At 72.9% G+C, this 20,953-nt stretch carries 23 protein-coding genes; 14 read left to right on the top strand and 9 right to left on the bottom strand.

Annotation, left to right across the window (positions count from 1 at the left end; all coding sequences use genetic code 11):
- Positions 1–406 precede the first annotated feature (406 nt).
- The 5 genes from BM051_RS11320 (at position 407) to BM051_RS11300 (ending at position 5,581) form a co-directional block, all read left to right on the top strand.
- On the top strand, positions 407–940 hold the full coding sequence (locus BM051_RS11320; RefSeq protein ID WP_092530028.1) for a MarR family winged helix-turn-helix transcriptional regulator: 534 nt from the start codon (positions 407–409) through the stop codon (positions 938–940).
- Positions 937–3,468, top strand: a complete 2,532-nt coding sequence (locus tag BM051_RS11315; RefSeq protein ID WP_092530027.1) for an MFS transporter — start codon at positions 937–939, stop codon at positions 3,466–3,468. The genes BM051_RS11320 and BM051_RS11315 overlap by 4 nt, the downstream gene beginning before the upstream one ends.
- Positions 3,465–4,307 (top strand): YceI family protein, encoded by an 843-nt coding sequence (locus BM051_RS11310; RefSeq protein ID WP_208325902.1) that lies wholly within the window; start codon positions 3,465–3,467, stop codon positions 4,305–4,307. The genes BM051_RS11315 and BM051_RS11310 overlap by 4 nt, the downstream gene beginning before the upstream one ends.
- Before the next feature lie 35 nt (positions 4,308–4,342).
- Positions 4,343–4,801 carry a VOC family protein gene (locus tag BM051_RS11305; RefSeq protein ID WP_243859450.1) on the top strand — a complete coding sequence of 153 codons (459 nt, stop codon included), beginning with the start codon at positions 4,343–4,345 and terminating at the stop codon, positions 4,799–4,801.
- A gap of 81 nt (positions 4,802–4,882) precedes the next feature.
- Positions 4,883–5,581: a DedA family protein gene (locus BM051_RS11300; RefSeq protein WP_092530026.1), complete on the top strand. Its 699-nt coding sequence runs from the start codon at positions 4,883–4,885 to the stop codon at positions 5,579–5,581.
- Between the two features lie 16 nt (positions 5,582–5,597).
- On the opposite strand, the gene BM051_RS11295 is transcribed toward BM051_RS11300, so the two are convergent.
- Both BM051_RS11295 and BM051_RS11290 read right to left on the bottom strand, forming a co-directional pair.
- Positions 5,598–6,008 (bottom strand): VOC family protein, encoded by a 411-nt coding sequence (locus BM051_RS11295; protein WP_092530025.1) that lies wholly within the window; start codon positions 6,006–6,008, stop codon positions 5,598–5,600.
- Between the two features lie 269 nt (positions 6,009–6,277).
- The gene (locus tag BM051_RS11290; protein ID WP_092530024.1) at positions 6,278–6,952 is read right to left on the bottom strand and encodes an alpha/beta fold hydrolase; all 675 of its coding nucleotides are present in this window, start codon (positions 6,950–6,952) and stop codon (positions 6,278–6,280) included.
- Positions 6,953–7,031: 79 nt separating this feature from the next.
- On the opposite strand from BM051_RS11290, the gene BM051_RS11285 reads away from it, so the two are divergent.
- Positions 7,032–7,466 (top strand): PPOX class F420-dependent oxidoreductase, encoded by a 435-nt coding sequence (locus BM051_RS11285; RefSeq protein ID WP_092530023.1) that lies wholly within the window; start codon positions 7,032–7,034, stop codon positions 7,464–7,466.
- A gap of 53 nt (positions 7,467–7,519) precedes the next feature.
- On the opposite strand, the gene BM051_RS11280 is transcribed toward BM051_RS11285, so the two are convergent.
- Entirely contained in the window at positions 7,520–8,047 is a 528-nt protein-coding gene (locus tag BM051_RS11280; RefSeq protein ID WP_092530022.1) for a TetR/AcrR family transcriptional regulator, read from the bottom strand.
- An 86-nt stretch (positions 8,048–8,133) separates the two neighbouring features.
- On the opposite strand from BM051_RS11280, the gene BM051_RS11275 reads away from it, so the two are divergent.
- The 3 genes from BM051_RS11275 to BM051_RS11265 are packed head-to-tail and all read left to right on the top strand — an operon-like array spanning position 8,134 to position 12,063.
- Positions 8,134–9,642, top strand: coding sequence for an MFS transporter (locus tag BM051_RS11275; protein ID WP_092530021.1), 1,509 nt, complete (start codon positions 8,134–8,136; stop codon positions 9,640–9,642).
- A gap of 47 nt (positions 9,643–9,689) precedes the next feature.
- The gene (locus tag BM051_RS11270; protein WP_092530020.1) at positions 9,690–10,625 is read left to right on the top strand and encodes a DUF368 domain-containing protein; all 936 of its coding nucleotides are present in this window, start codon (positions 9,690–9,692) and stop codon (positions 10,623–10,625) included.
- A gap of 49 nt (positions 10,626–10,674) precedes the next feature.
- Positions 10,675–12,063, top strand: a complete 1,389-nt coding sequence (locus tag BM051_RS11265; protein WP_092530379.1) for an FAD-binding oxidoreductase — start codon at positions 10,675–10,677, stop codon at positions 12,061–12,063.
- A 95-nt stretch (positions 12,064–12,158) separates the two neighbouring features.
- On the opposite strand, the gene BM051_RS28435 is transcribed toward BM051_RS11265, so the two are convergent.
- Both BM051_RS28435 and BM051_RS11255 read right to left on the bottom strand, forming a co-directional pair.
- Positions 12,159–12,785, bottom strand: a complete 627-nt coding sequence (locus BM051_RS28435; RefSeq protein ID WP_134046080.1) for a hypothetical protein — start codon at positions 12,783–12,785, stop codon at positions 12,159–12,161.
- Positions 12,782–13,552 carry a MerR family transcriptional regulator gene (locus BM051_RS11255; protein ID WP_092530018.1) on the bottom strand — a complete coding sequence of 257 codons (771 nt, stop codon included), beginning with the start codon at positions 13,550–13,552 and terminating at the stop codon, positions 12,782–12,784. The genes BM051_RS28435 and BM051_RS11255 overlap by 4 nt, the downstream gene beginning before the upstream one ends.
- Before the next feature lie 87 nt (positions 13,553–13,639).
- Between BM051_RS11255 and BM051_RS29400 the strand changes: the two genes are divergently transcribed.
- Entirely contained in the window at positions 13,640–13,831 is a 192-nt protein-coding gene (locus BM051_RS29400; RefSeq protein ID WP_208325903.1) for a hypothetical protein, read from the top strand.
- On the opposite strand, the gene nagA is transcribed toward BM051_RS29400, so the two are convergent.
- Together nagA and BM051_RS11240 are read right to left on the bottom strand one after the other, a co-directional pair.
- Positions 13,828–14,982, bottom strand: a complete 1,155-nt coding sequence (gene nagA, locus BM051_RS11245) for an N-acetylglucosamine-6-phosphate deacetylase (protein ID WP_243859451.1) — start codon at positions 14,980–14,982, stop codon at positions 13,828–13,830. The genes BM051_RS29400 and nagA overlap by 4 nt on opposite strands.
- A gap of 73 nt (positions 14,983–15,055) precedes the next feature.
- Complete coding sequence (locus BM051_RS11240) at positions 15,056–15,631, bottom strand: SigE family RNA polymerase sigma factor (protein WP_092530017.1); 576 nt, start codon at positions 15,629–15,631, stop codon at positions 15,056–15,058.
- A 134-nt stretch (positions 15,632–15,765) separates the two neighbouring features.
- On the opposite strand from BM051_RS11240, the gene BM051_RS11235 reads away from it, so the two are divergent.
- Positions 15,766–16,047, top strand: a complete 282-nt coding sequence (locus tag BM051_RS11235; RefSeq protein ID WP_092530016.1) for a YciI family protein — start codon at positions 15,766–15,768, stop codon at positions 16,045–16,047.
- 3 nt (positions 16,048–16,050) lie between these two features.
- Here the strand turns inward: BM051_RS11235 and BM051_RS11230 are convergent, their stop codons facing one another.
- On the bottom strand, positions 16,051–16,941 hold the full coding sequence (locus tag BM051_RS11230) for an SDR family oxidoreductase (RefSeq protein WP_092530015.1): 891 nt from the start codon (positions 16,939–16,941) through the stop codon (positions 16,051–16,053).
- 117 nt (positions 16,942–17,058) lie between these two features.
- Between BM051_RS11230 and BM051_RS11225 the strand changes: the two genes are divergently transcribed.
- Entirely contained in the window at positions 17,059–17,907 is an 849-nt protein-coding gene (locus tag BM051_RS11225; protein WP_092530014.1) for an LLM class F420-dependent oxidoreductase, read from the top strand.
- A 102-nt stretch (positions 17,908–18,009) separates the two neighbouring features.
- Complete coding sequence (gene fbaA / locus BM051_RS11220; RefSeq protein WP_092530013.1) at positions 18,010–19,041, top strand: class II fructose-bisphosphate aldolase; 1,032 nt, start codon at positions 18,010–18,012, stop codon at positions 19,039–19,041.
- Positions 19,042–19,102: 61 nt separating this feature from the next.
- Here the strand turns inward: fbaA and BM051_RS11215 are convergent, their stop codons facing one another.
- Positions 19,103–20,248: a hypothetical protein gene (locus BM051_RS11215; RefSeq protein ID WP_092530377.1), complete on the bottom strand. Its 1,146-nt coding sequence runs from the start codon at positions 20,246–20,248 to the stop codon at positions 19,103–19,105.
- A gap of 284 nt (positions 20,249–20,532) precedes the next feature.
- On the opposite strand from BM051_RS11215, the gene BM051_RS11210 reads away from it, so the two are divergent.
- A complete protein-coding gene (locus BM051_RS11210) occupies positions 20,533–20,949 on the top strand; it encodes a DUF3151 domain-containing protein (RefSeq protein ID WP_092530012.1) in 417 nt (138 codons plus the stop codon).
- Positions 20,950–20,953: the final 4 nt, after the last annotated feature.

Here is a 20,953-nt window from a genome sequence, read left to right as displayed (position 1 = left end):
CAGCTGCTCCCTGCCGATTCCGGCGACGGCGCTCCCGGCGGGGACTTCGATGGGCTGCTGCCACTGAAGCGGGCGAACGGGGTGGGGTGGCGTGGCACGGTCCCGGACACCCTACTGAGCGGCTGGGCTCTGCCGGTGGAACGGCTCCCGGGGACCACTGCCGGCGAAGCGTGAGAACGGGGGCCGCTGCGCCCGGGATCCCGTTGAGCGGCCGTGATCGCGACGGGCGACGCGCGCGGGGGCCGAGCCGGCCCGGGTGATCGAGCCGAGGTGGCCTCGCCCACACACCGAGATATTTCGCTTGCGCAACCAACCATCTCGGCGCATCCTTGCGGTAGGCAACTAGTTGTACCCGTCAATTAAGACATTGCCTACCCAAAGCTCCGAACCCACCGAAAGCGCCACCATGACTCCTGCCACCACGGGTCTCGCCCACTTCACCGAGGCCGAGCTGGCCACCGCCGACGAGCTCGGTCACCAGCTCGTCCGCCTCATGCGGCTGATGACCAAGGCCAAGGCCCAGGTGGCCAAGCGCGGCCCGGACGGCCTCGAGCGCGCGGCCTTCGCGATCCTCTTCACCCTGATCCACGAAGGCCCCCAGCGCACCGGCCAGCTCGCCGAGACCCTGCACTCCGACATCTCCACGATCAGCCGGCAGAGCAGCGCCCTCGTCCAGCACGGCCTGGTCGAGCGCCACGCCGACCCGGAGGACGGCAGGGCCAGCCTGCTCGCCCCCACCCCGGAGGGGATCCGCGTCTTCGAGGAGAACCGCCAGCTCCGCAACCGCTGGTTGGCCACCCTCCTCGCCGACTGGCCGGACGCCGACCGCCGAACCCTCACCGTCCTGATCGACCGGTTCAACTCCGGCATCGAGGCGCGCAGCCCCGAGCTGGCCGCGCCGGGCACCAACCAGCACTGCAAGGGGGACCACCAAGCGTGAGCAGCACCACCACCACATCGGTCGCCGGCAGCCCGCCGGCGCCCCGGCCCGCGGACGTCGCGGCACCGAACCTCACCCACCGGCAGATCGTCGTCATCCTGATCGGGCTGATGACGGGCATGTTCCTCGCCGCGCTCGACCAGACCATCGTCGGCACCGCCATCCGCACCATCGCCGACGACCTCAACGGCCTGAGCCTGCAGGCGTGGATCACCACCGCCTACCTGATCACCGCCACGATCGCCACGCCGATCTACGGCAAGCTCTCCGACATCTACGGGCGCAAGCCGTTCTATCTCGCCGCCATCACGATCTTCGTGCTCGGCTCGGTGGCCGCCTCCTTCGCCCAGTCGATGTACCAGCTGGCCGCCTTCCGGGCGATCCAGGGCCTCGGCGCCGGCGGGCTGATGTCACTCGCGCTGACCATCCTCGGCGACATCGTCCCGCCCCGGGAACGCGCCCGCTACCAGGGCTTCTTCCTCGCCGTGTTCGGCACGTCCACGGTGCTCGGCCCGGTGCTCGGCGGCTTCTTCGCCGGCATGGACTCCTTCCTCACCGTCGAGGGCTGGCGCTGGGTGTTCCTGGTGAACGTCCCGCTCGGCGCGATCGCCCTGTTCGTCGTCGCCAAGGTGCTCAACGTCCCGCACGAACGCCACGACCACCGCATCGACTGGTGGGGCGGACTCGCCCTGGTCATCTGCCTGGTGCCGCTGCTGCTCATCGCCGAGCAGGGCCGCGAGTGGGGCTGGGGCTCCGACCGCGCGCTGATCTGCTACGGCATCGGCGCGGTCGGCCTGGTGCTGTTCCTCGCCATCGAGGCCCGCATGCGGGACGCGGCGCTGATCCCGCTGCGGTTGTTCCGCAACTCCACGTTCAGCTTCGCCATCCTCGGCGGTGTCATCGTCGGTGTCGCGATGTTCGGCACGATCATGCTGATCCCGCAGTACCTGCAGATCGTCCAGGGCTACACCCCCACCGAGTCCGGCCTGCTGATGCTGCCGCTCATGGTCGGCATCATGTCCGCCTCGGTGATCTCCGGGCAGGTCACCGGCCGCACCGGCCGCTACAAGGTCTTCCCGCTGGTCGGCACCGCGCTGATGACCGTCGGCATGCTGTTGTTCGCGCAGGTCGAGTGGAACAGCCCGATCTGGCAGCCGCTGCTGTTCATGCTGGTGATCGGCCTCGGCCTCGGCGGCTGCATGCAGACCCTGATCATCGCCGTGCAGAACGCCGGCCCGCGCCGCGACATGGGCGTGTCCACGGCGTCGGCCACGTTCTTCCGGCAGATCGGCGGCACGATCGGCACGGCGGTGTTCCTGTCGATCCTGTTCAGCACGCTCACCGGCAACATCGGGCGCGCCTTCGCCGACGCGGGCCTCCCGGCCGGCGCGATGAACGCCAGCGGCGACATCATGCAGGACTCGTCGTTCCTCAACGACCTGCCCACCGAGGTCGCCAAGCCGTTCCTCATCGGCTTCACCGAGTCGGTGACCACGGTGTTCTACATCGGCGCCGGGGTCGCGGCACTGGCGTTCGTGGTGCTGTGGTTCATGCGGGAGATCCCGCTGGCCGCCACCGGCCCGGCCGCCCCGGTCGAGGGTGCCGAGGCACTGCTCGACGAGGACGGGACGGCCGGGACCGAGAACACCGACGGGGTCGGGACCGGGCGGCACTGGGCCCCTTCCGGCAACGGTGACCGCCCCTCGGCGAACGGGCACGGCGACCACCAGCCCGCCACCGGCACCCCGATCACCGGCCACGTCCGTCGGCAGGACGGCGCCCCGGTGCCCCGCGCCGCGCTGACCCTCATCGACCAGCACGGCCGGCAGGTCGGCCGCGGCTTCGGGCGGGCCGACGGCACGTACCGGCTCACCGCCCCCGGCTCCGGCGGTTACGTGCTGATCGTGGCCGCCGCCGGGCACCAGCCGGAGGCGTCCAGCGTCACCATCGCCGGCCAGCCGGCCACGGTGGACCTCACGCTCACCGGCTCGGGCGAGGTGACGGGCACGGTCCGCAAGGCCGGCTCCGGTGAGCCGTTGGCCGACGTCACCGTCACCCTCACCGACGAGCGCGGCGAGGTGACCTCGGCCCAGGTCACCGACCCGTCCGGCCGGTACACCTTCTCCGGTGTCAACGCGGGCGGCTACACCCTGGTGGCCAGCGGTACCGCGCTGCGGCCGGTGGCCGTGCCGCTCACCCTGGCCGACGGCGCGGTGCTCCGGCACGACCTGGAGCTCACCGGCGCGGTGCGGCTCACCGGGGTCGCCCGCACCGGCGACCGGGTGGTGCCCGACGCCAGGGTCACCGTGCTCGACGCCGGCGGCACCGTGGCCGCGGTGACCACCACTGACGAGTCCGGCCGGTACCAGGTCGACGACCTGCCCGAGGGCGCGTACACCGTGGTGGCCAGCGGTTATCCGCCGGCGACGAGCCGCGTGGAGCTGGCCGCCGGCGAGGTGGCGCACGACGTCCGCCTCGGGTACGACCAGGCACTGGACGAGCTCGGCATCGGAGGTCCGCGGGCGTGAGCGAGGAGGGACTGGGCGGCCGGATCCGCTCCACCGACGGCTTCCCGGTCGGGCACGCCGTGTTGACGGTGACCGACCCGGCCGGGAAGCAGGTCGCCAGGGTGCCGGCCGACGCCGCGGGCGTGGTCGCCGGCCAGCCCGGTACGTCACTGCCGCCGGGTGCCTACACCGCGGTGGTGACCGCGCCCGGCTACCTGCCGGTCGCCCGCACCGCGCTGATCCGCGCCGACGGCGGCGGCTCGCTCGGCGATGTGGTCCTCGAACCGGCCGCGGGCGCCCTCCCCCTCCCGCCGGCGGGGCCGTGGGTGATCGACCCCGCGCACTCCTCGGTGGTGACCACCGCCCGCCACCTCGGCATCTCGAGCATCAAGGCCCGGTTCACCGGTGTGTCCGGCCGGATCGAGGTGGCCCGGCCGCCGGAGCGGTCGTCGGTGCTCGCGACCATCGAGGCCGCCACGATCGACACCGGCGTCGCGATGCGCGACGACCACCTGCGCTCGTCGGACTTCCTGGACGTCGCGGCGTACCCGTGGATCGAGTTCGCCAGCACCGGGCTGCGCCGGGAGGGCACCGACACCTGGACGCTGAGCGGGGAGCTGACCCTGCACGGGCAGCGGCGGCACGTGGAGCTGGACCTGCGCTACGGCGGCGTCGGACCGGACCCGTGGGGCGGGGTCCGCGCCGCCTTCTCCGCCGAGACGCTGCTGCACCGGCAGGACTTCGCGATCAACTACAACGCGATGGTGCGCGCCGGCGTCGCGGCGGTCGGCACCACCGTGCGGGTGGAGCTGGACATCCAGGCGGTGCGGGGCGAGCACCTCCCGGAGCCGCCCGGCTAGCGGTTTTCGTCGGTGCTCCCTGCCATCCTCGCGGTGTGGAGCTGCAGCTGACGGTCGACTGCGCCGACCCCGGACGGATGGTGGCCTTCTGGGCCGAGGCGCTACGGGAACTGGGGTATGTGCCCGAGCCCCCGCCGAGCGGGTTCGCCACGTGGCGGGCGTACTGGCAGGCCGTGGGGGTGCCGCCGGAGGAGCTACCACCGGGCACCGGGGAGGCGCCGGAGTCACTCGTCGACCCGACCGGCCGGTGGCCGCGGATCTGGTTCCAGCAGGTGCCGGAGCCCAAGGTGACGAAGAACCGAATGCACTTGGACCTGAAAATGGGTGGCGGCCGCGACGTCCCTCTGGCCGAGCGCACCCGGCGGGTCGACACGGCGGTGGAGCGGCTGACCGCGGCCGGCGCCACCGTCCTGCGGACCATGGACGAGCCGGGCCGCGACTACTATTGCGTGGTGCTGCGAGACCCGGAGGGCACCGAGTTCTGCGTCGGCTGACCCGGCCGGCAACGGTGGGTATCCGAACCAGATTCGCCACCGGGCGGACAGCGCCCGTTCGGGCGACGTAGGCTCGCGGTCGTGACTGCGACGCACGCCACCGCCGCGACGGCGGGGCTCGGGCTGGGCTGGCTGGAGACGGCCGGCCCGCTGCTGGTGTGGGTCATCGTGCTGAGCTTCGTGTTCGTCGAGTGCGCGCTGATCGTCGGCCTGTTCCTGCCCGGCGACTCGCTGCTGTTCGGCGCCGGCGTGGTGCTCGCCCAACACGGTGCGGACGGCCACGCCTGGGGACTGTCGGTGGCGGCGCTGGTCGTCGCGATCGTCGGCAACCAGGTCGGCTACTACATCGGCCGGCACACCGGCACCCGGTTCATCGCGCGGCGCGGCGGGCGGGTGCTCAACCGGCAGAACCTGGAACGGGCCAGGGCGTTCCTCGACCGCAAGGGCTTCCTGGCGATCGTCGCGGCCCGGTGGATCCCCTGGGTGCGCACGCTGGCGCCGTTGATCGCCGGCGCGGCGCGGATGGACCCGCGCCGGTTCATGCTCGCCACCGCGGCCGGCGGGCTGCTGTGGGTGCCCACGCTGGTGCTGCTCGGCTACTACGGCGCCGGCCTGCTCGACGTGCTGCCCTGGCTGAAGACCGGGCTGGTCTGGGGCAGCGTGGTGTTCTTCGTGGTCGGCACGGCCTACGGCTGGTGGCGCTACCGGCAGGAGATGCGCCGCCCGGTGGACGACACGGCGGACGTGCTCGCCCGCCCCGCCGAGGCATCCGCCCCGTAGCCGCCGGGAGCGCCGCTCAGCTGGCCGCGTCGGCCCACACCTCGAGCTGGATGCCGTCGGGGTCGCGGAACACGACGACCTTCGAGCCGGGCATGCTGCGGGAGGGCTTCGCCGGGGTGAACGTCACCCCGTAGTCGGCCAGCCGTTGCTCCCACTGCCGCAGCTCGGCGGGCGACTCGACCTTGAACGCCACGTGGTCGAGTCCGGTGTGCCGCTCGTCGAACCCCGGCCGCTCGGTGTCCGGGTGCTGCACCAGCACCAGCGTGAAGCCGCCGGGGGCCCGCAGGAACACCTTGCGGATCCCGGTCTCCTCGTCCTCGCGGCGGGTGAACTCCTCGAGCTCCAGCACCCGCACGTACCAGGGGACGCTGCGGTCGACGTCGGTCACGGTCAGCGCCAGATGGTGCACGATCCTGACTGGGGTCATGCGATCCGTCGTCCTTTCACCCCCGTCCGGGTCCCATCCAAGCGCCCGGCCCCGCTCCACTGTCACCCGGCCCCCGTACGGCCGCACGACGACTGTCGAGCATCGACCGAGCGCCAGCGAGGGAGGAGCGGAGGCGGGAGGAGTGTGGCCATGGGCGGAGGCGGGAGGAGTGTGGCCAAGAGGACGAGACGCGGTGACCCACAAGCTGTGGATAACCCTGCTGTTGTCCACAGCCTCCTGTGGACAACTCTGGGGACGGTATGACTCGTTCAGCCGGCGAGGAGTTGCCGGACCATGTCCTCCAGCCGGTCGGCCACGAGATCCGGCCGGGTGAGCGGCGCGAGATGGTCGGTGACCTCCCGGCGCACCAGCCAGCCCCGCCGCGCCGCCTGCTCGGCCGTCTGCGCGTACGGCTCGCTGAGCAACAGGTACCCGTGCCTGCGCTGGAGCGGCTCGGCCACCGCGGGGGCGGGCTCCTCGAAGTAGGTCAACGGCATCCTGGGCAACTCGGCGACGAACCGTTCCCGCAGCGCCGGGTCGGGCAGCAGCCGCTCCAGCGTCCCCCGCGGCAGCCACTCGTTCCACGGCGGCAGCCGCGCCCCTTCGGTCAGCTCGAGCAGCCGCTCCCGCAGCTCGGCCGGCGCGGTGTCGAACCAGCTCACCCCCGGGTGGGGCAGCAGGGCGTCCACGAAGACCATTGCCGGGACGTCCCCCACCACCTGCGCGACGGCGGGCAGCAGCGCGCCCGCCCCACTGTGCCCGACCAGCACGGCGGGCCCCGTGACGTCCGCGGCGGCCGCGCTGGCCAGCCCCCGGTGCGTCGCCGGTGCGTCGAGCAGGCTCGGCACCACCACCTGGTGGCTGCGGCGCCGCAACCGCTCCGCCACCTGCTGCCAGATCAACGGCCCCACCAGCGGGCTGTGGACGAGGACGAGCGTGGGCACCGGCGGATTCTGTCACACGGGAATGGTCGATCGATCTGCTTCGTTGCAGCGGACGACGCCGCGACGAGGAGGTCGAGTGATGGCAGCGCACCAGTCGGAGCAAGCTCTGTACGACCTAGTGGCCGGCAGCATGATCGGGGTGCTGGCGACCATCCGGCGGGACGGCCGCCCCCAGCTCTCCAACGTGGTGCACGCCTACGACCGGGACGCCGGCGTCATCCGGGTGTCGATCACCGACACCAGGGCCAAGACCCGGAACCTGCGCCGCGACCCGCGGGCCAGCCTGCACGTCAGCGGCAACGGCGGCTGGTCGTACGCGGTCGCCGAGGGCACGGCCGAGCTGACCCCGGTGGCCACCGCGCCGGACGACGCCGTGGTCGAGGAACTCGTCGAGCTGTACCGGACGTTGCAGGGCGAGCACCCGGACTGGGCCGACTACCGCGCCGCGATGGTGCGGGAGCAGCGGCTGGTGCTCCGCCTGCGCGTCGAGCGCGTCTACGGCATGGCCGGCTGACGCCCACCGGCGAACACACCGACGCAGAGGGCGAACACGCGGGGTGGGAAGTGTCAGGTGGGGGCGCCGATGCGATGGAGCACCTCGGTGAGGTTGTCCATGATCGACTCGCTCGGCTCGTCCAGCGCCGCGCGCAGGTACAGGCCGTCGCCGAGGGCCAGGACCAGCTCCACGGCCAGCGGGTCGGTCAGCTGCCGGCCGAGCAGCTCCCGCCACTGGCCGGTGCAGGCCGCGACCGCCGCGCGCACCTCCGGCTCGGTCATCAGCCGGATGATGGCGAGGCTGGTGCGGTGCAGCGGCCGATCCTCGGTGACGTCGCTGACCGACGAGCGCAGGTAGTACCGCGCCACGCCCTCCGGCGCGGCGGTGGCGCGCTCGATGTCCGCCTCGTTCAGCGCGCGCAGCCGGTCCAGCAGGCCGTGGAGCAGCGCCTCCTTCGACCCGAAGTGGTACAGCAGCCCGCCCTTGGACACCCCTGATCTGGCCGCGACCGCGTCCAGCGTCACGGCCGCGGGGCCGTGCTCGACGAGGAGCTCCTCGTAGGCGTCCAGGATGCGCTCGCGGGCGGACGGCTTCGGCATGGCTTTGACTATACCGTCCGGACGGTCTACCCTCGGCAGAGGGCGGAAACTGTACCGTCTGGACTGTTTAGTCAAGGGGAGCTTCCATGGTGGCCTCGGCTCACCGCCGCTGGGTCGCGCTCGCGGTGCTGGTCCTGCCGGTGCTGCTGATCAGCGTCGACATGACCGTGCTCGGCTTCGCGTTGCCCTACCTCGCCGCCGACCTGGCGCCGACCAGCGCGCAACAGCTGTGGATCGTCGACATCTACTCGTTCCTGCTCGCCGGCCTGCTCGTGCTGATGGGCACCCTCGGCGACCGGATCGGCCGCCGGCGGCTGCTGCTCGCCGGCGCGGCGGCGTTCGGCGCCGCCTCCGCGCTGGCCGCCTGGGCGCCGAGCGCGGAGCTGCTGATCGTGGCCCGCGCCCTGCTGGGGATCGGCGGTGCCACGCTGATGCCCTCGACGCTCGCCCTCATCCGCGGCGTCTTCCTCGACCCGCGCGAGCGCCGGGTCGCGATCGCGGTGTGGAGCGCGGGCTTCGCTGGTGGCATGGCACTCGGCCCGGTGCTCGGCGGCTGGCTGCTCGAGCACTTCTGGTGGGGCTCGGTGTTCCTGATCAACGTGCCGGTGATGGTCCTGCTGCTGGTGCTCGGCCCGGCGCTGTTGCCCGAGGCCCGCGATCCGCGGCCCGGCCGGTTCGACCCGCTGTCCGCGCTGCTCGCACTGGCGACGATGCTGCCGTTGGTCTATGGGCTCAAGAAGGTCGCCGCGGACGGGCTCACCGCCACCGCGGTGGTGGCCGTGGTCGCCGGGCTCGTGCTGGGCTGGGTGTTCGTGCACCGGCAGCGCACCCTCGCCGAGCCGATGCTCGACCTCGGGCTGTTCGGTCACCGGGCGTTCAGCGTCTCGGTGGTGACCAACGTGCTCGGCGTGTTCGCCCTGGCCGGGGTGATGTTCCTGGTGCCGCAGTACCTCCAGCTGGTGCTCGGGCTGCGGCCCATGGTGGCCGGGCTGTGGATGCTCCCGGCGACGGTGGCCGGCGTCGCCGGCGCGCTGCTCGCCGCCCGGCTGGCCCGGCGGTTCCCGTCCTCCCGGATCATCGCCATCGGGCTGCTGCTGGCGGCGGCCGGGTACGCCGCGCTGACCCAGCTCGGCGTCCACTCCGGACTGGCCGTGCTCACCGTGTCGTTCGTGTTGATCGGCGGCGGGATCGCGCTGGCGGAGACGCTCACCAACGATCTGATCATCTCGGTCGCGCCGCCCGCGCGGGCCGGTGCCGCGTCGGCGATCTCCGAGACCGGCTACGAGCTCGGCGGCGCCCTCGGCATCGCGGTGCTGGGCAGCGCGGCGACCTGGGTCTACCGGACCGGGCTCGGCACCCCCGGCGGGGTGCCGGCCGAGGCGGTCGGCGCGGCCAGGGAGACCATGGCGGGCGCGGTGGCCGCGGCCCACGAGCTGCCCGGCCCGCTCGCCGAGGCGCTGCTCGCGCCGGCCGGCGCGGCGTTCGTGCACGGCCTGCGGATCACCGCGGTGTTCGGGGCCGTGATCCTGCTCTATGCCGGGGTGCAGGCGGCGCTGTTGCTACGACCCGCGCGGATGGCCCGCGTCCCCGCCTGAGTAACGTGGGCCGTGTCCCAGCGGCTCGAGGACTCCGAAGGCGGGCGATGGCCAGGTCAGTCGGCACCCATCTGTTCAACGCGTTCCGTGGCGGGCTCATCGGCACCGCCGAGGTCGTCCCCGGGGTGAGTGGCGGCACGGTGGCGCTGGTCGTCGGCATCTACGACGACCTGATCATCTCGGCCGGCCATCTGGTCAGCGGGCTGCGCGCCGCGGTGACCGACCTGCCCCGGGGCCGCGGATCCGGCCGGGCGAAGGCCGAGTTCGCTCTGGTGCGCTGGCCGGTCGTGCTGGCCGCGCTGGCCGGGATGGCGGTGGCCGTGCTCACCGCGGCGAGGCTGCTCTCCCCGTTGGTCAAGGAGCACCCGGAGCCGTCGTACGCGGTGTTCTTCGGTCTGGTGCTGGCGTCGCTGTGGGTGCCCTACTCCGGGTCCGGCGAGCGGTGGCGGACAGGGCACTATCTGCTCGCGCTGGCGGTCGCCGTGGTGGTGTTCGTGCTCACCGGGCTGCCGCCGGCCCAGGTCGACCCGAACCCGCTGATCGTGCTGGCCGCCGCGGCCGTGGCGATCTGCGCGCTGGTGCTGCCCGGGGTGTCCGGCTCGTTCATCCTGCTCACCCTCGGGCTGTACACGGCCACGATGGACGCGGTCAACGCGCGTGACCTCGGCTATCTCGGCACCTTCGCGCTCGGGGCGCTGCTCGGGCTGGCGTTCTTCGTGAAGCTGCTGCAGTGGCTGCTGGAGCGGCACCACCACCTGACGCTGGTGGTGATGACCGGGCTGCTGCTCGGGTCGTTGCGCGCGCTGTGGCCGTGGCAGGACGAGCAGCGAACGCTGCTCGCCCCCGGCGACAACGCACCGATGATCTTCGGGCTGATGGCGCTCGGGTTCGCGGTCGTGGTGGCCGCGCTGCTGCTGGAGCGGCGGACCAAGCGGCGGCGGACCGAGGAGAGCGGCCGGTTCGCGGGGACGCTGTCCGGCTGACCTGCCCCTACGGGCCCCTGCCGCGACTACCGTGGTGCCCATGAGCGGCATGAGCACTGAGGCCCTGCTGGACCGGCTCCGCGCCGACCTCGGCAAGGACGCGGTCCGCACGGATCCTGACATCACCGGCAGCTACGCGCGCGACATGATGCCGTTGGCGCCGTCCGGCCAACCGCTGGCGGTGGTGCTGCCCGAGGACGTCACGGGTGTGCGGGCGACCGTGCGGGCGTGCGCCGAGGCGAAGGTGCCGATCGTGCCGCGCGGCGCCGGCAGCGGGCTGTCCGGCGCGGCGAACGCGATCGACGGTTGCGTGGTGCTGGTGCTCACCAAGCTGAACGAGATCGTCGAGGTCGACCCGGGCAACCGGCTCGCCGTGGTGCAGCCCGGCGTGGTGAACCTCGACCTGCGCGACGCCGTGGAGAAGCACGGGCTGTTCTATCCGCCCGACCCGTCCAGCTACGACTGGTGCACCATCGGCGGCAACCTCTCCACCAATGCCGGCGGGTTGTGCTGCGTGAAGTACGGCGTGACCACCGACTCGGTGCTCGGCCTCGAGGTGGTGCTCGCCGACGGATCGCTGCTGCGCACCGGCCGGCGCACGGTGAAGGGTGTCGCCGGCTACGACCTGGCGCGGCTGTTCGTCGGCAGCGAGGGCACCCTCGGTGTGATCACCCAGGCCACGTTGGCGCTCAAGCCGCTGCCGCAGGCGCCCGGCACGCTGGTCGCCGGCTTCCCCAGCACGGCCGCGGCCGGCTCCGCGGTGGCGCGGGTGGTCCGCGAGGGCCTGGTGCCGTCGCTGATGGAGATCATGGACGCGACGTCGATCAAGGCCGCCGAGGCGTACCTGAAGACCGACATCGGCGCCGGCTCCGGCTGCGAGGCGCTGCTGCTGTGCCAGTCGGACTCGGGTGGCGAGGTCGCCCGGCGGGAGTTGGCCGCGCTCGAGCAGATCTGCCAGGACTGCGGGGCGGACATGACCTACGCCACCGACGACCTCGCCGAGGGCAACATGCTGCTCCAGGCCCGCCGGGTGGTGCTCACCGCGCTGGAGCTGTACGGCACCTGGCTCACCGATGACGTGTGCGTGCCGCGCACGCGGATCGCCGACCTGATCTCCGGCTGCCGGCGGATCAGCGACGAGGTGGGCCTGCGGATCGCCGTGGTCGGGCACGCCGGCGACGGCAACATGCACCCGACGATCGTCTACGACCCCGCCTCGGAGGACGAGTTCGCCCGCGCCCGCCGCGCGTTCGACGAGATCCTGGAGGTCGGGCTCGCGCTCGGCGGCACGGTGACCGGCGAGCACGGCGTCGGCAAGATCAAGCGCGAGTGGCTGGAGCGGGAGATCGGCCCGGTGGGCATGCGGGTGCACCGGCAGATCAAGGCCGCGCTCGACCCGGACAACATCTTCAACCCGGGCTCGATGTTCTCGATGTAGGTCTTCGGGGATCGTGAGTTCGACGTTCGGGCGGCGAGTTCGTCTTTCGGGGCGGCTCGTCGCGGCTGGCGGCTGGCGGCTGGCGGCCGTGGCGGTCAGTGGAGGCTGAGCAGGCCGACCACCGAGCCGGCGGCGAGGCCGAGCAGCACGGCCAGCAGCAGGATCCACCCCACCGGCAGGGGTCCGCCGGCCGGCCGCGCCGGCTGCTCGACGGTCGCCGCCTCCGGTGGTGGCTCGGCCATGGCCGGAGGGGTGGTCGCCTCGAGCGCGGCGCGCTCGCGTTCCAGCGAGCCGGGCTCGGCACCGGAGAGCAGGCCGTAGCTGGCCGGCACCTCGGCCCCCTCGCCGGTGACCACGGCCGACCCGTTCGGCTCGGCCGGGGCCGCCGGTTCCGGCCCACTCGCACCCGCCGCTCCACCGGGCCCGGCCGCGCCCACCGGAAGGCTCGACCGGTGGGAATCGCCGACGCCGCCCGCCGCGTCCGGCGACGCTGGGGGTTTTCCGTGAGTGGGCTTTCCACCAGTAAGTTTCCCGACAGTGGGTTTCCCGACGGGGGCCTTCCCGGCGGTCGCGTCCTCGGCGCCGCCCGCACCGTCGGCGCCGTCGTCGGTCATTCCGGGCACGTCGCGGGCCACGCTCCTCGCCGGGTCGGCAGGCGCGGAGCGGGCCTGGGCGCGCAGCGCCTCGGCCAGCAGGCGCTCCGGGTCCGCGTCGTCACTCACTCCCGCAGCGTAGCGCCCCGTTCGGCGGGGTCCGGTGGACGCAGCAGCGGGCCGAACCGGTCGGCCAGCCACGCCGCGAGCGCCTCGCTCATCGACCGCGCCAGCGACGCCGCCACCGCGGACTGCGCCAGCGGCCGCAGCCGCTTGGCGTGTTCGGTCAACGCGGGCACCTCCTCCGCGGTGGGCGTCCACCCCTCCCGGTCGGGCAGCACGTGGTCGTCGACCATCCGGAGGAACAGCGCGGCCAGCTCGTCGGTGTGCTGGCGCATCCGCTCGGCGATGTCCAGCACGGCCGGCATCGGCACGCCGGCGGCCAGCAGCTCCCGCCCGGCCTGCAGCAGCCGCGGGCTGCGCACCAGCACGTCGTCGTCCTCCGGCTCCAGCACCCCCAGCTTGCACAGCCGCTCGACGAGCTCCGCGCCGCCGAGCTCGCGCGCCACGTCGTCCCGGCCGAGCCGCTGTGGCACCTCGTCGGTCCACGGCTGGGTGAGCACCTCCTCGAGCCCCAGCACGTCGGCGAGGTCGCGGCCGGACTCCCAGGCTGAGATCATCTCCCGGATCTGCGCGAAGGTGTACCCGCGGCGGAGCATCCCGAGGACCAGCCGGAGCCGGGCGAGGTGTGCCTCGGTGTACACCGCGACCCGGCCGCGCCGCAGCGGTGGTGGCAGCAGCCCTCGGTCCTGGTACACCCGGACGTTGCCCACCGTGGTGCCGGCCACACGCGCCAGCTCGTCGACCCGGTACTCGGTCACGGCCCCAGAGTTCATCAGGAGTGCAGTCTAGGAGCCCACCCCGACACCCGGGGAGCCCATGATCGTTCTTGCTTCTGACCTGCTGATCCGATCGCCTACCCGATGGCCCCGCGCCGGGCGTACACCTCGATCTCGATCCTCGTCCGCGGATCGGCGAGTCCGCACACCAGCGTCGTGGCGGCCGGTCGGACCTCCCCGAAGTACCGGCGCAGGACCGTCGCCTGGCGCGGGGACGACGACCCCCTGGTCGCGAACCTCCTGGCCACGATGGGCAAGGCGCCGGGTGGTTCCTAGTCGCCCACGCCGGGGACCCACTCGCCGCGGCGCAGCACCCGGCGCGGGCACAGGTCGTCGTCGAGCACCACCAGGTCGGCGTCCAGCCCCTCGCGCAGCGCGCCGGTCCGGTCGGCGATGCCGAGCAGCTCCGCCGGCCGGCCCGAGGTGGCCCGCACCGCCTCGGCGATGTCCAGCCCGGCGCCGCGCACCAGGTTGCGGAAGGCCACGTCCATGGTGAGCGTGCTCCCGGCCAGCGAGCCGTTGCTGGCCAGCGTCGCCACCCCCTCCCGAACGTCGACCTCGAGCGTGCCCAGGTTGTAGGTGCCGTCCGCGGCGTCGGTGGCCGACATCGCGTCGGTGATCAGCACGGTGCGGCCGGCGCCGGCGCACCGCGCGGCCAGCCGCAGCACGGTCGGGTGGACGTGCACGAGGTCGCAGATCAGCTCGATGGTCACCCGCTCGTCGTCGAGCAGCGCGCCGATCGGGCCGGGCTCGCGGTGGTGCAGCGGGCGCATCCCGTTGAACAGGTGGGTCGCCACCGTCGCGCCGGCCTCGATGGCTGGGCGGATCTGCTCGTCGACGCCGTCGGTGTGCCCGACCGCGGCGATCACCCCGGACTCGCTGAGCTGGCGGACCGCCTTGATCCCGCCGGGCAGCTCCGGCGCGAGCGTCATCATCCTGACGTGTCCGCGGCCGGCGTGCAGCAGCGCGTCGACGGTGTCGGTGTCCGGCTCGCGCAGCGCGCCCGGGTCGTGCGCGCCACAGCGGGAGCGGGCGATGAACGGCCCCTCCAGGTGGATGCCGGCCAGCTCGCCGTCCTCCACCAGCTCGCGCAGCGCGGCCATCTGGTCGGTGAGCACCGGCACCGGGTCGGAGACCAGGCTCGCCAGCATCGTGGTGGTGCCGTGCCGGCGGTGCGCGGCGATCGCCGTGGCCGCCTCGGCCGGGTCGGCCGCGGAGAACGAGCCGCCCCCACCACCATGGCAGTGGGTGTCGACGAACCCGGGCACGACCAGCGCCCCGGCCACGTCGACCTGCCGGCCGGCGGGCGCGGGGCCGCCACCGACCCCGGCGATCCTCCCGCCGGCGACCGCGACCCAGCCCGGGGCGACACCGTCCGGGCCGGCGATCCGGCCGCCCGTGACCACGAAGTTCTCGGCACTCACCATGCCATCATATTGGTCCAGACCAGGGTGTTGGCAACCAACCTATGTACCCGTTATCTCGTAACTCGGTTACCAGTTAGCGGTTGTTCTCCCGCATGACCTTCTGCAGCGCCTCCAGCGCCCGGCTCGCGGTGGACTTGACGGTGCCCTTGGAGATCCCCGCCGCCTCGGAGATCTCGGCCTCGGACAGCCCGCCGTAGTACCGCAGCACCAGCACCTCCCGCTGCCGCGGTGGCAGCTTGGCCAGTGCGTTCACCACCGACTGGTGCTCGGTGGACAGCATCGCCAGGCTCTCCGCCGAGCGCGCGTTCACCGCGTGCGGCGGGACGTACTCGCGCGCGGTCCGGCGCCGCCGCAGCACGCTGCGCGAGCCGTTGACCACGGCCGTGCGCAGGTAGCCGACGGCGGCCGCGGCGTCGCGCAGCTTGCCCCAGTTGCGGTGCAGCCCGGTGAACGCCTCCTGCACCACGTCCTCCGCGGTCGCCGGCTCGTCGACCAGCAGGATGGCCAGCCGGACCAGGCGCATCCGGTGCGTCCGGTAGAGGTCCTCGAGGGTGAGCGGCGCCTCCTGACGGGGCGGTCGGGCCGGCGCGTCCAACGTGCGCAGGTGGCCGAGCGTCCGTTCCACGCTGCTTTCCGCGCTGCCCTGCATCGCTACCCCGTCTCCTCCTGTGACCGTGCCCCCGACCGGCACCCACGTGCGATCAGCGTATCGGGTTGGATGGGGTTCGCGGACGCCGCCGAACGAGGTCGGTGCGACCCGCGGAACCGATATCGGGAGGGTGCATGGCCTGGTTCATCGTGGAGTTCCGGTACGTGCCGGAGAGTTTCGCCGAGGTCCGGCCGCGGCACCGGGAGTACCTCCGCGGGCTCGCCGAGCGGGGCGCGGTGGGCGTCGCCGGCCCGCTCGCCGACGGCACCGGCGGCGTCGCGCTGTTCCAGGCCGAGGACCGGGCCGAGCTGCAGCGGATCATCGACGCCGATCCCTACCACGTCGAGGGCGTGATCACCGACCGCACGGTACGCGAGTTCACCCCGCTGCTCGGGTCGTGGCTGTCCGGCGCCTGACGTTCAGGAGTCCCCGGTGGCGGCCCGGCCCCCGGGTCCGGTGACCGCGGCCGCGCGGGCGCCTCGCTCGGCGATGTCGGCCAGCGCGGCCCGGTCGGCCGCCGGCACCCCCTGGAACCGGCCGCTGAGCTCGACGATCGGCGGCAGGAACGACCGGATCAACTTCAGCGCGCCGACCCAGCGCGGCACGTGGATCGTGCGGGCGCGGCGGGCGATCCCGGCCTCGAGGAGGTCGAGCGCGACCTCCAGCGGGTAGGTCCTGCCGAGCAGCCCCGGCATCCCGGTGCGCAGCTTGCCGAACACGGGGTGCGCGTCCGCGCTCTCCACCAGGTCGGTGCGGATCCAGGTGGGATGCGCCACCCCGACCCGCACGCCGAGGTGGGCCAGCTCGGCCCGCAGGCTGTTGGAGAACGCCTCGACGCCGGCCTTGGCCGCCGCGTAGTTCGCCATGCCGGGCGCGTGCGCGATCGCGGCGAGCGAGGAGATCGCCAACAGGTAGCCCCGGCGCTCCAGCACGTGCGGCATGGTCACCCGGAACGTCCGCCACACGCCGAGCAGGTCCACCTCGATCACCTTCTCGAAGGCGACCGGGTCGACCGAGCGGACGAACCCGGTGGTGGCAATGCCGGCGTTGGCCACCACGACGTCGATCCCGCTGAAGTGCTCGACCACCTCGGCCGTGGCCCGCTCCAGATCGGTCCAGCTGGTGACGTCGGCGGTCCAGGACCGCGCGGCCGGGCCGATGCGGGCGGCCACCTTCTCCTGTTCCTCGGCCTCCAGCCCGACCAGCGCGACCTTCGCCCCGTGACCGGCCAGCCGTTCGGCCAGCCCGGCGCCGATGCCCCGAGCCGCGCCCGTGATCAGCACCACCTTGCCCGCGACCGTCCTCACCATCGCCGCCTCCTCGTCCCGCCTTCGCCGCCGGTCCGTGGTGGACGGTAGCTCAACCTACCGCCGGTAGGCTACTGGTCGGTAGGGAATTGTGGCGGGGATCGGTGGGTTGCCACCGGCATGGTGAACCTGGGAAAGATCGGAATCTGGCTGCCCGCCTTCCCCGGCTACGGGCTCACGCCCGAGCTGGCCGCCGAGGCGGAGCGGCTCGGCTACGGCACGGTCTGGGTCGGCGGGTCCCCGTCCGGTGACCTGCGGCTGGTGGAGGAGCTGCTCGACGCGACCGGCTCGATCGCGGTCGCGACCGGCATCGTCAACATGTGGTCCGACGGCGCGGCCACCGTCGCCGAGTCCTACCACCGGATCGCCGCCCGCCACCCGGACCGTTTCCTGCTCGGCGTCGGCATCGGTCATCCCGAGGCGACCGCGACCTACCAGCGCCCCTACGACAGGATCGTCTCCTACCTCGACGAGCTCGACGCCGCGGGCGTGCCGGTGGCCGGCAGGGCACTGGCCGCGCTCGGCCCGAAGGTGCTCGCCCTCGCCGGCGAGCGGACCGCGGGCGCGCACCCGTACCTCACCACGCCGGAGCACACCCGCCGCGCCCGGGAGATCCTCGGCACCGGCCCGCTGCTCGCCCCGGAGCAGAAGGTCGTGCTGGAGACCGACCCGGCGAAGGCCAGGGAGCTCGCCAGGCCGGCGGTCCGCGACCCGTACCTGTCCCTGCGCAACTACCAGCGCAACCTGCGCTGGCTGGGCTACAGCGACGCCGACCTCGCCGATGGCGGCAGCGACCGGCTGGTCGACGACCTGGTGGTGCACGGCGACGCGGCGACCGTCGCCGCCGGGGTGCGGGCCCACCTGGACGCCGGCGCCGACCACGTGGCCGTCCAGGTGGTGGTCGGCGCCGGGGGCGGCGACCCGCTCCCCGGGTACCGCGCGCTGGCGGAGGTGTTGCTGGGTTCCTGACCGTTCCCGGCCTCCCCGTAGCGAGCATGTGTGCCTTCGCCCGGCCTCGTAGGATGCCGGGCGAAGGCCGTTTTCCGCCCGCTTCCGCAAGGAGGAGCACCGATGCCCATCGCCACCCCCGAGGTCTACGCGGAAATGCTGGACCGGGCCAAGGAAGGCGAGTTCGCGTACCCGGCCATCAACGTGACCTCGTCGGAGACGTTGAACGCCGCGCTGCGCGGCTTCGCCGAGGCGGAGAGCGACGGGATCATCCAGTTCTCCACCGGCGGCGCCGAGTTCGCGTCGGGGCAGAAGGTCAAGGACATGGTCACCGGGGCCCGCGCGCTGGCGGAGTTCGCGCACGTCGTGGCGGAGAAGTACCCGATCAACGTGGCGCTGCACACCGACCACTGCCCGAAGGACAAGCTCGACGGCTTCGTCCGGCCGCTGATCGCGCTGTCCCAGGAGCGGGTGAACCGCGGCGAGAACCCGCTGTTCCAGTCGCACATGTGGGACGGCTCGGCGATCGACCTCGAGGAGAACCTGGAGATCGCCGCCGAGCTGCTGGACAGGGCGGCCGCCGCGAAGATCATCCTCGAGGTGGAGATCGGCGTCGTCGGCGGTGAGGAGGACGGCGTCGCCCACGACATCAACGAGAAGCTCTACACCGCCGAGGGCGACTTCGTCCGCACGGTGGAGACCCTCGGTGCCGGCGAGAAGGGCCGCTACCTGCTGGCCGCGACGTTCGGCAACGTGCACGGCGTCTACAAGCCGGGCAACGTCAAGCTGCGCCCGGAGGTGCTCAAGGGCGGGCAGCGGGTCGCCACGGAGAAGCTCGGCCTTCCCGAGGGCTCGAAGCCGTTCCAGCTGGTCTTCCACGGCGGGTCCGGCTCGCTGCTGGAGGAGATCCACGAGGCGGTGTCCTACGGCGTGGTGAAGATGAACGTCGACACCGACACGCAGTACGCCTTCACTCGCCCGATCGCCGACCACATGTTCAAGAACTACGACGGCGTGCTGAAGATCGACGGCGAGGTCGGCAACAAGAAGGTCTACGACCCGCGCAGCTACATGAAGGTCGCCGAGGGCTCGATGGCCAAGCGGGTCGTCGAGGCCGCCGAGGCCCTCAAGTCCGCCGGCACGAAGATGAGCTGAGCCGGTCCGTACCGTGCCATGAAGGCCACCTTCATCGCGTTCAGTGCGATGAAGATGGCCTTCATGGCGTTCGGGCTGACCAGCGGCGGCTGAGTGGGCCGGCGGCCGTCCAGAGGGCCGCGGTGCCGGCCAGCACCACGGCGGCCGTCCAGTACGCCACCGGGGGCGCGGTCTCCGTCGGCGCGTCACCGAGCAGCCACGGCCGCAGCTGGGCCTGCGTCCACAGCGCGCCGTAGCCGAACGCGGTGACCAGCACCGCCGCCGCCCCCGCGGTTGCCGTGGCCCGCCCGCGACCGACCCGCCACGCGACGTCCACCGCCAGGCCCACGAACACCAGGTAGAACGGCACGGTCGAGGTCGGGAAGTCGGCCCACGTCAGCAGCGGCCAGATCAGCGCGCGGTACGCGACGTAGCCGGCGGCGACCGTCGTCGCGGTCCACGCCCTGCCGACCGTGTACCGGGCCGCGCCGAGGATCAGCGCCATCACGCCGATGCCCCACAGCGGGTACACCCAGTCCCCGATCGGCAGCGCGAAGTGGATCACCGCCTCGCGGTCCACCGCGCGCCCGATGTCCTGGGCGGCGAACTCCAGCAGCGACGGCTCGGCGTAGGGCTCTCCGCGCTCCCAGGAGCGGAGCTCGAGGATGCCGTACTCCTGCTGCCCGTTCGGGAAGAACGCGTTCTCCAGGAAGAACATCCACAGCGCGGTGAGTGTCCACGCGCGTACCGGGCCGGGCGGGGCGATCTTCCGCCACCCGTCGATCGCGCCGAGGATCATGATCGCGGTGCCCAGGTAGAGCAGGCCGTGCGTGGCGCTCCACGCGGTGAGGTCCAGCCCGCTGACCCGGTGGTTGATCACGTCCAGCGGCGCGGCGACGAGGAACATCACGGTGCCGGCCTGCATCAGCCGCAGCGAGCGGCGGTCGCAGGCCATGCCGGTGAACGAGTGGATCGCCACCAGCACGCACACCATGACCGTGCCGACCGAGTTCAGCAGGTGCGGCGGGGCGAGGTCGTCGCGCAGCCACTTGAAGTGCCACGACATGTCCCACGACGAGCCCAGCACCTTGAACAGCAACGCCACCAGCCAGGTGCGGTAGCAGTACCGCACCACCCACTCCGGCGTCTCCCGGCCCGGCTCCCCGCGCTCCCAGTGCCGCCGGAAGAACAGCCTGGTCTTCGCGACCGGACCGCGCGGCACGTCGATGTCGTCGAGCGCCCCGGTCGGCGGCTGGGGCGGAACGGGTGAAAGGGGCGCGACCTGGCTCACCGCGACATCCTCTCCCGAATGTCTCGCCCGGTGGGCCGAATCCCGGAAAAGGGGAGGAAAAGCCAGGGTTCACCCGTAAGGGGTCGCGGGTTGCCTCGCGGGGGCGGCGCGCGGCAAGGTGTCCGCGATGATGCCCAAACGTGTGGTCGCCGCCGTGCTGGTCGCCGCGCTCGTGCTGCTGGGGGCGAGCACCGTGCTGGCCGTGCTGCTGTAATGGCCGCATGACCGACGCCAACCTGCTGGGTGGCCCCGCGCCGACCCACCTGCCCGACCGACCCGACGCCCAGGCCGCCCTCGACGCCGGGACCGACCCGGCCGAGGTCGCCGCCGAGCACCCCGACTTCAGCGAGGCGTGGGCGGCGCTGGCCGAGCGGGCCCTCGCCGCGGGCGAGATCGTCGCCGCCTACGCCTACGCCCGCACCGGCTACCACCGTGGTCTGGACCAGCTGCGCCGCGCCGGGTGGAAGGGCCACGGGCCGGTGCCCTGGCGGCACCGGCCGAACCAGGGGTTCCTGCGCTCGCTCGCGGTGCTCGGCAAGGCCGCCGGCCGGATCGGCGAGACCGAGGAGTACGAGCGTTGCCGGCAGTTCCTCGCCGACTCCGACCCCGCGGCGGCGGAGGCCACCGGGCTGACGTGAGCCG

The sequence above is a fragment of the Amycolatopsis arida genome (assembly GCF_900115565.1).
Lineage (GTDB): Bacteria > Actinomycetota > Actinomycetes > Mycobacteriales > Pseudonocardiaceae > Yuhushiella > Yuhushiella arida.
Note: the sequence above shows the minus strand (reverse complement) of the source record. Positions and strands in the feature narration are given on the sequence as shown.